We start from the raw sequence: 14,050 nt of genomic DNA, 5'->3' as shown, positions 1-14,050 counted from the left end.
CCTGTGGGAGCTGGCTCGCCTGCGATGAGGCCGGTATAGCAAACAATGATGCTGCCTGACACGCCGCAATCGCGGGCAAGCCCGCTCCCACAGGGTTCTTCGTTGTATTCAAGAACCGGTGGTGGTTTGGGCCGCGCCACCTTCAAGCTTGCGCCACAACAACCGCACATTGGCCTTGCGCACCAAAGCGCAGCGGTACAGACGGATCTCCAGTGGCACGTGCCATTGCGGGCCACCGCAGACGACTAACTCACCGCGAGCCAGTTCGGCGCGCACGCTCAGTTGCGGCACCCAGGCGATGCCCAACCCCTCCAGCGCCATGCTTTTCAGGCTGTCGGCCATGGCGGTTTCGTAAATAGTGGTAAACCTGAGGGCGCGCTGGCGCAACAGCATGTTGACCGAGCGCCCGAGAAACGCACCGGCGCTGTAGGCCAACAGCGGCACGCTGGTTTCGCCTTCCAGGTCGAACAACGGCTTGCCGTCGGCATCGGCGGCGCAGACCGGGAGCATTTCGGTATCTCCCAGATGCAGCGAGGGGAAAATCTCCGGGTCCATTTGCATCGCCGAGTCCGGGTCATAGAACGCCAACATCAAATCGCAGCCGCCTTCACGCAATGCATGCACCGCATCGCCAACGTTAGTGGCCACCAGTCGCGTGGCGATGTTCAGCCCCTCGTTGCGCAACTGCGCGATCCAGCGCGGGAAGAAACCCAGCGCCAGGGAGTGAGCGGCGGCAACCTGCATCACTTCGCCCTGCCCGCCTTCCAGGTGATGAAGGTGGCGCAGCACTTCACCCAGCTGTTCGACCACGGTTCGCGCGGTAACCAGAAACAGCTGCCCCGCCGCTGTCAGCTCCACCGGCGTGCGGGAGCGATTCACCAGGGTCAGCCCCAGCGCAGCTTCGAGGCTGCGGATTCGGCGACTGAACGCCGGCTGGGTCACGAAGCGTCTTTCTGCCGCTTGGGAAAAACTGCGGGTGGCGGCCAGAGCGCTAAAGTCCTCGAGCCATTTACTTTCCAGATTCATCACACCCTCCGCACACGCACCAAATTGGGTCACACGCTCGCCGCACACGCGGCGTCACACGGGCATTATGCCGAATGTGCATAGGCTAGTGTTTAACAGCATTGGCCCAAAATTCATCACAAGCCTAGCATTTGCAGTGTTCCGGCACAGACCGGGTCCATATCGAGATGATTTCTATCATGTCCTCCGCTGCATCTTTCCGCACAGAAAAAGACCTGCTTGGCGTACTCGAAGTACCTGCTCAAGCGTATTACGGCATCCAGACCCTGCGAGCGGTGAACAACTTCCGCCTCTCTGGCGTTCCGATTTCGCATTACCCGAAACTGGTTGTCGGTCTGGCAATGGTCAAGCAGGCCGCCGCTGACGCCAACCGCGAGTTGGGTCACCTGAGCGAAGCCAAGCACGCTGCTATCAGCGAAGCCTGTGCCCGATTGATCCGCGGTGATTTCCACGAAGAATTCGTGGTGGACATGATTCAAGGCGGCGCTGGCACTTCGACCAACATGAATGCCAACGAAGTCATCGCCAACATCGCGCTGGAGGCCATGGGCCACAGCAAAGGCGAATACCAGTACCTGCACCCGAACAACGACGTCAACATGGCGCAGTCGACCAACGACGCCTACCCGACCGCAATCCGCCTGGGCCTGCTGCTGGGTCACGACGCGCTGCTGGCCAGCCTCGACAGCCTGATCCAGTCGTTTGCCGCCAAAGGTGAAGAGTTCAGCCACGTTCTGAAGATGGGTCGTACCCAGCTGCAAGACGCCGTGCCAATGACTCTGGGCCAGGAATTCCGCGCCTTCGCCACCACATTGGGCGAAGACCTTGCACGCCTGAAGACCCTGGCGCCAGAGCTGCTGACCGAAGTGAACCTGGGCGGCACCGCGATCGGCACCGGCATCAACGCCGACCCGCGCTACCAGCACCTGGCCGTGCAACGCCTGGCGACCATCAGCGGTCACCCACTGGTTCCAGCCGCCGACCTGATCGAAGCCACCTCCGACATGGGCGCCTTCGTGCTGTTCTCCGGCATGCTCAAGCGCACCGCGGTCAAGCTGTCGAAGATCTGCAACGACCTGCGTCTGCTGTCCAGCGGCCCGCGCACCGGCATCAACGAAATCAATCTGCCAGCGCGTCAGCCAGGCAGCTCGATCATGCCAGGCAAGGTCAACCCGGTTATCCCGGAAGCCGTGAACCAGGTCGCGTTCCAGATCATCGGCAACGACCTGGCCCTGACCATCGCGGCCGAAGGCGGCCAGTTGCAACTGAACGTGATGGAGCCGCTGATCGCCTTCAAGATCTTCGACTCGATCCGCCTGCTGCAGCGCGCCATGGACATGCTGCGCGAGCACTGCATCGTCGGCATCACTGCCAACGAAGAGCGCTGCCGTGAACTGGTCGAACACTCGATCGGCCTGGTCACCGCGCTGAACCCGTACATCGGCTATGAAAACGCCACCCGCATTGCCCGTATCGCGCTTGAAAGCGGCCGCGGCGTGCTGGAACTGGTGCGCGAAGAAGGCTTGCTCGACGAAGAAATGCTCGCCGACATCCTGCGCCCGGAAAACATGATTGCTCCGCGTCTGGTGCCTTTGAAGGCTTAACCGAACGCAGGCTCTTTTGAAGAGCACGCTCACCAGGTCGAGGGACTAGACACCTCTCACCTTTTGAGGGCTTGGGGATTTACTCCCTCAAGCCCTTTTTTTTAACTCTTTGGCAGGAAAAACGTCTTTTGTGGGAGCGAGCCTGTTCGCGATAAACGATAACGCGGTGCCTTTGACTGGACCGCAGCGCCTGCATCGCGAGCAGGCTCGCTCCCCCATGAGCCTGACTCGAAAAGTCGGGTATTTAAAAGCTTCGTTTCGTCGCTTGCACCACAATCGTGCAGACGGACGGCACTCTCCTAGGTATAGTGCCGGCCCTCTTCGCGTGAGCGGTCGTCGGTAACGAGGCCCAAACCCATGCGAAACCCGAACTAATAACAACCCGCGATATGGAACCGGAACGAACCTCGATCCACCTGTTATGCCATGCGAAAGCCGGTGTAACTCGATGTGTCCGGCCATCCAGTATTTGCACACACAAAAAATAGCGAGGAATAATCCATGCTCGAAGTCATCAACGACTTCCTCTCAGGGAAAGTACTGATCGTGCTCATTGTCGGGCTCGGTAGCTACTTCACGATCCGCTCGCGTTTCGTTCAGTTCCGCCATTTCTTCCACATGTTCGCGGTGTTCCGCGACAGCCTCAAAAGCAGCGCTGGCCAGCTCAGCTCGTTCCAGGCCCTGATGCTCAGCCTCGCCGGTCGCGTCGGTGCCGGTAACATCGCCGGTGTCGGCATCGCTGTGACCCTCGGTGGCCCCGGTGCCGTGTTCTGGATGTGGGTGACCGCGCTGGTCGGCATGTCCAGCAGCTTCTTCGAATGCTCCCTCGGCCAGCTCTACAAGCGCTGCGACTCCGAAGGCCAGTTCCGTGGCGGCCCGTCCTTTTACATTCAGCACGGCCTGCAGAAACGCTGGCTGGGCATGATCATGGCGTTCCTGCTGTTGATCACCTTCGGCTTTGCCTTCAACGGCCTGCAAGCCCACGCCGTGACCCACTCGCTGAACAACGCCTTCGGCTTCGACACCACTTACACCGGGCTGGCACTGGCGGTATTGCTGGGCCTGGTGTTCATCGGCGGTATCAAGCGGATCGCCAAAGTCGCTGACCTGCTGGTACCGGTGAAAACCCTGGCGTACATCGGCGTGACCCTCTACGTGATCGTGCTGCAGTTCGACCACGTTCCGGGCATGTTGATGACCATCGTCAAAAGCGCCTTCGGTCTGGACCAGGCGTTCGGCGGCCTGATCGGCAGCGCCATCGTCATGGGCGTGAAGCGCGGCGTGTTCGCCAACGAAGCGGGCCTGGGCAGTGCGCCGAACGTGGCCGCTGTGGCCTCGGTCGAGCACCCGGTCTCCCAAGGCGTGGTTCAGGCATTCAGCGTGTTCCTCGACACCTTCGTGATCTGCACCTGCACCGCGTTGCTGATCCTGCTGTCGGGCTTCTACACCCCGGGCTTCGAAGGCGACGGCATTGCCCTGACCCAGAACTCCCTGGCCGCCGTGGTCGGTGACTGGGGCCGGATCTTCATTTCGGTGGCCCTGTCGTTGTTCGTGTTCACCTCGATCCTCTACAACTATTACCTGGGCGAAAACAACCTGCGCTTCATGATGGGTGAAAACCGCAAGGCGCTGATCGGCTATCGCACGCTGGTACTGGTATTGATTTTCTGGGGTGCCATTGAAAACCTCGGCACCGTGTTCGCCTTCGCCGACATCACCATGACGATGCTGGCGTTCGTGAACCTGATTGCGCTGTTCCTGCTGTTCAAGGTCGGCATGCGCATCCTGCGTGACTACGATGACCAGCGCGCTGCCGGCATCAAGACCCCGGTGTTCGATTCGAGCAAATTCCCGGATCTGGACCTGGACCTGAAAGCCTGGCCAGCCAATCCGACAGCCGCCACTCCTACGGCGGCAGCAGAGCCGCAAGGCGTGACCGCAGCGCAACGCTGATCGGTAAAAAACCGGGCGCATCCTCTGCGCCCGGCGTGACACAGCTTGCGACCGGCGTCATGCTCGGTCGCAAGTTGTGGCAGCTTTTTCGAGGCTGCCATTCTGGTTCGAGCTTGAGACCCCATCGCTGCCACCGCGAGCAGGCTCGCTCCCCTATCGTTTTTGGAGAACCTCCATGAATTCCTCGACTTTTCCCGCTGCCCGGCACGTCATGGTGCTCTACACCGGCGGCACCATCGGCATGCAAGCCAGTGCCCACGGCTTGGCCCCGGCGTCCGGTTTCGAAGCGCGGATGCGCGAGTATCTGCACAGCCAGCCTGAACAGGTAGTGCCGCAGTGGCGCTTTCGCGAAATGTCGCCGCTGATCGACAGCGCCAATATGACGCCCGCCTACTGGCAGCAACTGCGTGAAGCGGTGGTCGATGCTGTTGATGTCCAGGGCTGCGACAGCGTGTTGATCCTGCATGGCACCGATACCCTGGCCTACAGCGCCGCCGCCATGAGCTTTCAGCTGCTCGGCCTGCATGCCCGCGTGGTGTTCACCGGCTCCATGTTGCCGGCCGGCGTGACCGACAGTGATGCCTGGGAAAACCTCAGCGGTGCGTTGGTTGCTTTGGGCCAGGGCCTGGCGCCGGGCGTTCATCTTTACTTCCATGGTGAACTGCTCGACCCGACCCGTTGCGCCAAGGTTCGCAGTTTCGGTCGTCATCCGTTCAAGCGGCTGGAGCGTCAGGGCGGCGGCGTGAAAGCGACTTGCGTACCGGCGCAGCTGAATTACAACCAGCCTAAACAGCTGGCGAAGGTCGCGGTGCTGCCGCTGTTCCCGGGCATCGGTGCCGATCAACTGGATGGCGTGCTCAACAGCGGTATTCAGGGGCTGGTGCTGGAATGTTATGGCAGCGGTACCGGGCCAAGCGACAACCCGGACTTTCTCGTCAGCCTGGAGCGAGCGCGGGACCAAGGCGTGGTGGTGGTCGCGGTGACACAATGTCATGAAGGTGGCGTGCAGCTCGACGTATACGAGGCGGGCAGCCGCTTGCGTGACGCCGGTGTGTTGTCCGGTGGCGGCATGACTCGCGAGGCGGCGTTTGGCAAGTTGCATGGGCTGCTGGGTGCAGGGCTTGAATCGGCTGAAGTTCGGCGGCTGGTCGAGCTCGACCTGTGCGGCGAACTGAGCTGACACAACACAAAACCCTGTAGGAGCGAGGTTTGCCCGCGAAGCTTTTGGCGCACTTGAGGACGCCTTCGCGGGCAAGCCTCGCTCCTACAGGGGCCATCAGGCATGTAACTTGCTCCCCTTCCGGCACGCCCAACGCTGGAAGCACCCATGCTCCACTCCCATCTCACCACCCTCAATGCCGTCTCCCTGGTGCTTGACACCTTCAAGGCCGAAGGCCTGTCCAGCGAAGCATTATTGGCCGGCAGTGGTATCAGCGCGGCGGATCTGAGCCGGGCGGATACGCGCATCACCACCAACCAGGAGATGCTGGTTTGCGCCAACGCCGTCGCGTTACGCCGCGATATCGGCCTGGAACTGGGCCGGCGGATGCACGTTTCGTCCTACGGCATGCTCGGGTATGCCTTACTCACCAGCGCCACTTTAGGTGACGCTTTGCGGTTGGCGCTGCACTATCCGGCGCTATTGGGAACACTGTTCGAATTGAGCCTGGTGGAAGACGACGAGCGCATCTGGCTCACCGCCGGCGACTATCGGGAAAATCCGGCATTGGCGCCGTTCAATGTCGAGTTTTGCCTGGTCTCGATGAAAGTCACCTGCGAAGACTTGCTCGGCCACCCTCTGCCCCTGCTCGGTGCCCGCTTCGAATACCCGGCGCCGGATTATCAGGCGCGCTATGCCGAGCGTTTCGACTGCCCTTTGCAGTTCGATGCCGTGTCCAATGCCTTTGCTTTCGACAAACGCTGGCTTGAACAACCTCTGCCTCTGGCCGACGCCATTACCCATCAGGCCATGGCCGAGCGTTGTCGCAAACAAAACACTGAGTTCACCGGGCGTCAGGCCTGGCTCGGGCGCATCCGCCAACTCCTCGCTTCGCAGCTCAACGCAGCCCCGGGCCTGGATGGGCTGGCCGAACAGATGAATTGCTCGGCGCGCACGCTGCGCCGACATCTGAAAGACCTTGGCTGCAGTTATCAGGAACTGCTCGATGAATTGCGCTTCGAGCAGGCCAAGCGAATGCTCTGCGAAGATCATCTGCCGATCTATCGGATAGCCGAGGCGCTGGGGTTCAGCGAGACCGCAAGTTTCCGCCATGCGTTTGTGCGCTGGAGCGGCGTGGCGCCGAGTCAGTTCCGGCCACACCGATAATCCCTGTGGGAGCGGGCTTGCCCGCGAAGAGGCCAGTACATTCGACGCATCTCCATTGACTGGACCATCGCTTTCGCGGGCAAGCCTCGCTCCTACAGGGGGCGGATGCGTCATCCGGGGGCACCGGTGTGCCATCAGGGGGCGAATTTCGGTCAAATCTTTTGGCCATATCGATCCCCTTTTGGCCTTTCCTGCCGTTCTCCCAAACGCCGCCCGCCGCAAAACTGTGTGCAACCGAATCAGCCTGCGGAGAACAAGAATGCTGACGATCTACTCACACGATCACCACCTGCATCACGGCCGTTGCGAATTGATGGACGGGCAATTGATGCCCTGCTTCGAAATGCCCTCGCGGGCCGACCATGTGCTGGCACGGGTACAGTCCCGCGATCTGGGCCCGATCGCGGCGCCGCAGGATTTTGGTCTCGAGCCGATCGCGCGCATCCATAGCCGCGACTACCTCGATTTCTTCAAAGGGGCCTGGGCACGCTGGACCGAGTTCAACACCGACGGCGATTTGCTGCCCTACACCTGGCCGGCCCGCACCTTGCGCCGGATCATGCCCACCAGCCTGCACGGTCAGCTCGGCTATTACAGCTTCGACGGCGGCGCACCGATTACCGCCGGCACCTGGCAAGCGGCGTATAGCGCGGCGCAAGTGGCGCTCACAGCCCAAGCGGAGATCCAGCGCGGTGCTCACACTGCCTTCGCCTTGTGCCGTCCACCGGGGCACCATGCCGCCAGCGATTTGATGGGCGGTTATTGCTACCTCAACAACGCCGCCATCGCCGCCCAGGCATTCCTCGATCAAGGCCACAAAAAGGTCGCGATCCTCGACGTCGATTACCACCATGGCAACGGCACCCAATCGATCTTCTACGAGCGCAGCGACGTGCTGTTTACCTCGATCCACGGCCATCCGGAAGCCGAGTTTCCGTTCTTCCTCGGTTACGAAGACGAACACGGTGAAGGACCGGGCGAAGGGTTCAACTTCAACTACCCTTTGCCCGCCGGTTCAGGCTGGGACCGTTGGAGCGCAGCGCTGGAACAGGCCTGCAAAGAGATTGAAAAGTACGGTGCCGACATCATCGTCGTGTCCTTGGGCGTCGATACGTTCAAGGACGACCCGATCTCCCAGTTCAAACTCGACAGCCCGGATTACCTGGCGATGGGCGCGCGCATCGCGGGCCTCGGCAAGCCGACACTGTTCGTGATGGAAGGCGGTTACGCGGTGGAAGAAATCGGCATCAATGCCGTGAACGTTCTCGAAGGTTTTGAAAGCGCCCAATGAGGAATCAGCACAAATGAATCGACTCACGCGTTTTATCGCCCCAGTGCTATGCGCCACCGTATTCAGTGGTGCCGTTCACGCCCAAGAGCGCACGTTGCGGGTGTACAACTGGTTCGACTACATCACCCCCAAAGCATTGGAAGATTTCAAGACCCAAAATCCCCAGACCAAACTGGTCTACGACATCTTCGACACCAACGAAGCACTGGAGGCCAAGTTGCTGACCGGCAACTCCGGTTACGACGTGGTGGTGCCGTCCAATGTGTTCCTCGCCAAGCAGATCGAAGCCGGCGTATTCCAGCCGCTGGATCGCAGCAAACTGCCGAACTGGAACCACCTCGACCCCAAGCTGATGAAGCTGATCGAAGCCAACGACCCGGGCAATAAATTTGCCGTGCCCTATATGTACGGGACCATTCTGATCGGCTTCAACCCGGACAAGGTCAAGGCGGCTCTGGGCGACAACGCACCGGTGGACAGCTGGGACCTGATCTTCAAGGAAGAGAACATCAGCAAGCTCAAGCAGTGCGGCGTGGCCTTGCTCGACTCACCGTCGGAGATCCTGCCCCTGGCCCTGCAACACCTGGGCCTGGACCCCAACAGCAAGAAGCCGGCGGACTACGCCAAGGCGGAAGCGCTGCTGATGAAGATCCGTCCACACATCACCTATTTCCATTCGTCCAAGTACATGGCCGATATTGCCAATGGTGACATCTGCGTCGCGGTGGGTTATTCCGGCAGCTTCTCCCAGGCCGCCAACCGCGCCAAGGAAGCCAAGAACGGCGTGATCGTCGACATGCGCTTGCCCAAAGAAGGCGCACCAATCTGGTTCGACATGCTGGCGATCCCCAAGGGCGCGAAGAACCCGGAAGACGCCTACACCTTCATCAACTACCTGCTGCAACCTCAGGTCATTGCACCGGTCAGCGACTTCGTCGGCTACCCGAACCCGAACAAGGACGCCACGGAAATGGTCGACCCGGCGATCCGCAACAACCCCAACCTGTACCCGACCGAAGCAGCAATGAGCACGCTCTACACCCTGCAACCGCTGCCGCGTGATGCCGAGCGTGCCCGCACCCGCGCCTGGACCAAGATCAAGTCTGGTACTTGAAGCACCATGAAAACCAAGACCCGCGCCATCGCGGGTCTTTTTTTGCCTGCGGTATTTATCTACCACCTGCCCCGGTTTGCGTCTGGGTACTGTCGGTTCGAAACGGCAGTACCTGCCCCCATTCGCCAACCGGTTCCTGACCATGACTGAAAACATCCGAACAACCGTTTCGCCCCCCATGTTGAATAAAAGTCGCCTGGTGGATCAAGCCAGCGGCGGTCCGTCACTTCATGATGCCGCTGCGCAATTTTTGCAAAATGCCTTGAAGAAATGCTTTCCCGAACAAAACATCGACCCCGACAAAGCCATGCTGGCCACGCCGATATGGCGCTCGCACGGAGACGATCTGGTTAGCCACGGCAACCACTTCGAATCACTGACTTATGCGCTGGCACGTCTGGCCTTTAAAAAAACCACAGCCAACTACATCGAGGGCGAACATTTCCTGACCCTGACGCCCCATGCCCGCGATCCCATCCATTTACCGGTCAGTATGGACGCGATCACCAGCCTGCTGAATGAACATGCCCCATCGCTGTTCCTGGCCTTCGAACAACGTCAGCTGGACTACTGGAATGAAACCGTCGGCCAGCTGCCGCGCTGGCAAACCCTTTCCAATACCTTGCAGGAGGCACTCGATGTTCAGTCGGTTACCGGCTGGGACGCGGATGAGTGCCGCCTCGCACGACTCGTTTCGCAATACCCTGACAAGGCGCTACGTCAGACCACCGACAGTGGGCTGTCTGATGTCCGCGCGTGCCTGCTGGATCTGGATGTCGGCTTCGAAATGGCAGAGGGCAACAGCACCCGACACTTGATGCTACCGGGCGCGCTGGTGCTGAACGCAACCATTGGCACCCGCGAACTGGTCGTGATGTACACCATCAGTAATGGCTACGAATCGTTCGATTCTCTGGAGCAACTGGGCATGGTCCTTCCCCAGCGAATCGACATCGATCTGAGCGGCCAAAGCCTGAAGTGGCGACTTTATGAACCCGAGGAAAACATCTTCGATGCCATGGTCTGGGCGCTGATAGGCATTCAGATTGATTCCATTGAGGCGCTCGATCCAGCCAGTCGCTCGCTGTTGGCCAGATTTTCTCCCCGGCGGGACGAAAGCACTACGATCAATGCCAAAGACAACGCACGCGTCGAACAGCTGGAAAACGCGATCCCCGAATGGCTATTGGCAGGCTCGCTCGACGATATCCAGGCCTACAGCGGCTACCTGACCAATCTGGGCTCTCTCAGAGGTCAGTCCGACAGCGGTGTCTTCAATGCCGAAGACATACCCCTCATCAATACCTACGCCCAGCAAAAAATGTGCGATGCCATCCTCGCCGACAAAACCGGCGAAGATGCAGCGGGCCTGCGCCTGAATGACATTCGGATCACTGTCACCCACAGCTTTGAAGCCGGCGGTTTCACCCTCCCCGACCCGCATAACCGACAGGTCGAAACCCTGGGTGAATTCGCGCTGCAAAATGTTCGACCGTACAGCGCGACAGTCGCCTATGCCGATGGCCAAGCCGCACCCGCCTGGATGACAGTGACGTTCCTGTTGCGTATGGCCAATGAGATCAACATCGGCGAAACCTACCCTCAGCTGATCAAGCGCACACTCATCGACGATCCGGTGCAGGCTCGGCGCCACAAGGCCCGTTACTGTCGTCAGTGGCCATTGCTGCTGCCGTTGCTGGCCCTGGAATACAAGCTCAAGCAACAGGGCGGGGTCGATGATCAGGGTTACCGTCAGGTCTGCCAACTGATGGAGTCGATCGAAACCAACGGGCCACTCGCCGAGTGGCCGGTGCAGATTCGCCCGCTGGCATTCATGCCCCATTATCGTCTTGGCAGTACGCCGGACACCGTCGCGAACATGTACATCATCGCCCCGCGTGCGGACTCGAGCGGCCCTTGCCTGCTTTATCAACCGTTGCTGGATCAACCATTGCGCCAGTTCCCTTCCGAACAGAACATGCTGTATGCGTTTTATCAGCCCGGCGAACTGCGCGACTCGATTCTGGCCTGGCTGCCCAACAGCACGTTGAGTTTCGAATACGCCCAATATGTGTTTTCCAGCGGTATACCCTCGCCCTGGACCATTACCGAACTGGCTTTCGAACCATTTATCCACCTCGACCTGACCGCTTCCGTCAACCTGACAAACACGCCGCTGAGCGGCGATATCCTGACGACCCTGTTCAATCGCAATAGCCAGGCAATGGCCGAGCTGGCCGACCGCCAATCGACCTCCAACGCCGAACGTCGCTGGGCGTTGCTGGCTGACAGCGGTTGGGCGATGTTCAGCGTGGCCGCCAATTTTCTCAGCGGTTCGGCGGGCACCGCGGTCTGGGTCTGGCAAAGCATCACCCAGATCCAGCAGGCGCTGGATGCCCATGAGCACGGCAACACGCTCGTCGAGTGGTCTTCGATCGGCGATGTCCTGTTGGCGCTGGGCATTTTGCTCATGCAACGGGTCGCGACGCGGCGCATTCGCTTCTCAAATCCCCTGGACGAAAATGCCTCGCAGCAACAGCCATACATGGACGAGCCTCTATTCACGGCCCCTTCCATCACCAAGCCGCCGACGGTCACCCATGACGCGACCCCGCTGAGTGCCGAACTGCCCGAAACGCACCTCTCCATCCTCGCGCCTGCCACGCTTGGCCGTATCAATGCAGGAGCGCGATTTTTACAGCAGATCAATCGATTCCAGGTCCCGGCGCCGAAGCTGCCCGTGGGTGCACAGGCCAACGCCAACCATCTGCATGAACTCACGGGAAAGCTGTACGCCAAGGTCGGTGAGCGATGGTTTCAGGTCAGCGCCGAAACGGACGAACCGGTATTCATCGTTGATCCGAACGACCCCGAGCGATCCGGTTTCAGTGTGAAATTCGACGAAGGCACAGGTCGATGGCACTGGGACCTGAAGCTACGGTTGCGTGGCGGCGGCCCGAGCGGGCGAATAGAAGCCCTGCGGCGCGAAAAAGCCCGGAAAAAGGACGAAGCATGGACCGCCCTGCATCTGTTCATTGCTCAGGAAGCGGCTGGCAAAGCCCGTTTGGAGGAGGCCTTGCAACACCTGGAGAACAACGACGTATCAGCGACGGAGTCCGATGCAGCCATAACCACTTACACCACAACCGCCAACGAGCTGGCCAATGGATATGCCCAGGCCCTGGAAAACCTGGAAAAATGGCGCGAAGCAGGCGGCGCGGGCGTGTTTTATCAGTCTCAGCTGATGCGCCTCACCATTGAGCAGCATCGCTTCCTCAGCAGCTGGCTGAGAATGAAGATGCGCGAGTATGCAAAAATCGTCGTGCCCCTGGTCAGCCAGTCCGAGCTTGCGAGCAGCCTGCCCCGCGCCACGCAGCTGGAAGCCGCACAGAAAGCCATAGTCATCAGCGATGAAATAATTGATCGCCTCGATCGCCTGCACACCTCGCTGGACACGTTGATGAGCAACACCGGCACGGCCCGCAAGATCGCCGGCGATCTGAAAAAATTACTGCCTTCTTTCTCCCGTTACGACCTTCAAGCCAATGAGATCGGCTTGTCCACCGAGCTTTGCCTGCACGAAGTACCCGACAGCAACATGAGTCAGGTACGTCAGCTTGTCGTGCAGATTTTCGACAGCGCGGCTGACGCGGGACACACCTTGCGCTCCACTGAAGCCGGGGCGCTGAATGTCGATCGGCTCACCACCCTCGTCGATCACCTGGCAGACGCCGAACGGCGCCTGCAAGAGCTCTCCATCACCTGGCCCGATCATTTGGAGCCGGTCCGATTCAAGCGCATTCAAACGTTGGTTGGTCAGTTACATAAAGTGGCGCGTAACCGTCTGCTCGACTCGCTTCCCGAGTCTGAAGAAGTACCGGTCGCAGCAATGAGCCGACTCGAACCGCTGCCCTCCACGTCCCGAGCCATCGGCAAGGCGAACAAATCCCGGCCACGAGGGAGTGAAGCGCCAAAGACACCTTCTACCGAAAATCCCGAGCCTGTCGAAGACATCCCCATCATCAAGGCGGCGACCCGGCGCCCAGTACAACCGGCGGTACTGGACGATGAAGGCATCATCGCCAACGCGATGTCTCAAACCGTTGAACTCGACGGGTTCATCAAACGTCTGCGCACCGACGCTCAGCGCCCCTCGCGCATCCCGGCGGACATGCAAGACCTGTTCGATCAACAGGCGACAAGATTTGAAAAAGCCGCCAATGACGTGGAGGCGGTACTGGCTCGCAGAAGAGCCGATTTCCCGGTGGGCAGCTTGAGCACGGAATTACGCGAGGGAGCCGCAAGGCTGCGACGCGAAGGCATCAATGTCTACAGCACCCTACTGATGGGACGCAAACCCCGGGAGGCCTATCTGAAATGGCTGAACGAACATGACCAGGTAGAGATCGTCAAAGACGAGCGCGGCCGCATCAAGACCAGGCAGCGTAAGGACTACTTCCAGGAATACCGGATTCTGGACAAGACACGCCAGAAAAAACCGTTGTGGGTCGCGCATTTCCATTACGACAACCTGACCGATCCAGATGATTTGTTCACGGCCGCTCATCTCAAATTCGCCGAGGGGTATCTGCAAGAGCTGCCAGCCAGAACACGCCAGGAACTGAATACCTTCGATGCGGTGGATAATGCGTTGCGCCGGATCGGCAATCCGCAGGTTCTGGATCTGTTTCTGAAACTTGAGCCGCAAGCGCCGGCAGGCACTGAAACCTGAAGAA

The 14,050-nt window shown here is 59.9% G+C and carries 8 protein-coding genes; 7 read left to right on the top strand and 1 reads right to left on the bottom strand.

Annotation, left to right across the window (positions count from 1 at the left end; translation table 11 throughout):
* Positions 1-108 precede the first annotated feature (108 nt).
* Positions 109-1,026, bottom strand: coding sequence for a LysR substrate-binding domain-containing protein (locus FHW68_RS12685; protein ID WP_095632849.1), 918 nt, complete (start codon positions 1,024-1,026; stop codon positions 109-111).
* A gap of 179 nt (positions 1,027-1,205) precedes the next feature.
* Here FHW68_RS12685 and aspA point away from each other — a divergent pair, with 179 nt between their 5' ends.
* The 7 genes from aspA (at position 1,206) to FHW68_RS12650 (ending at position 14,046) form a co-directional block, all read left to right on the top strand.
* Positions 1,206-2,630 (top strand): aspartate ammonia-lyase, encoded by a 1,425-nt coding sequence (gene aspA, locus FHW68_RS12680; RefSeq protein WP_095632848.1) that lies wholly within the window; start codon positions 1,206-1,208, stop codon positions 2,628-2,630.
* 501 nt (positions 2,631-3,131) lie between these two features.
* Entirely contained in the window at positions 3,132-4,583 is a 1,452-nt protein-coding gene (locus tag FHW68_RS12675; RefSeq protein WP_095632847.1) for a sodium:alanine symporter family protein, read from the top strand.
* Positions 4,584-4,758: 175 nt separating this feature from the next.
* The gene (locus tag FHW68_RS12670; RefSeq protein ID WP_183680641.1) at positions 4,759-5,763 is read left to right on the top strand and encodes an asparaginase; all 1,005 of its coding nucleotides are present in this window, start codon (positions 4,759-4,761) and stop codon (positions 5,761-5,763) included.
* A gap of 147 nt (positions 5,764-5,910) precedes the next feature.
* Positions 5,911-6,909, top strand: coding sequence for an AraC family transcriptional regulator (locus FHW68_RS12665; RefSeq protein ID WP_183680639.1), 999 nt, complete (start codon positions 5,911-5,913; stop codon positions 6,907-6,909).
* A 259-nt stretch (positions 6,910-7,168) separates the two neighbouring features.
* Positions 7,169-8,200, top strand: a complete 1,032-nt coding sequence (locus tag FHW68_RS12660; RefSeq protein ID WP_095632844.1) for a histone deacetylase family protein — start codon at positions 7,169-7,171, stop codon at positions 8,198-8,200.
* 13 nt (positions 8,201-8,213) lie between these two features.
* The gene (locus tag FHW68_RS12655; RefSeq protein WP_095632843.1) at positions 8,214-9,314 is read left to right on the top strand and encodes a polyamine ABC transporter substrate-binding protein; all 1,101 of its coding nucleotides are present in this window, start codon (positions 8,214-8,216) and stop codon (positions 9,312-9,314) included.
* Between the two features lie 178 nt (positions 9,315-9,492).
* Positions 9,493-14,046, top strand: coding sequence for a dermonecrotic toxin domain-containing protein (locus FHW68_RS12650; protein ID WP_260296487.1), 4,554 nt, complete (start codon positions 9,493-9,495; stop codon positions 14,044-14,046).
* The last annotated feature ends 4 nt before the right edge of the window (positions 14,047-14,050 follow it).

This window comes from Pseudomonas sp. Tn43 (assembly GCF_014192635.1).
Classification (GTDB): domain Bacteria; phylum Pseudomonadota; class Gammaproteobacteria; order Pseudomonadales; family Pseudomonadaceae; genus Aquipseudomonas.
The sequence above is the reverse complement of the archived record's forward strand: the minus strand, read 5'-3'. Positions and strand labels throughout refer to the sequence as shown.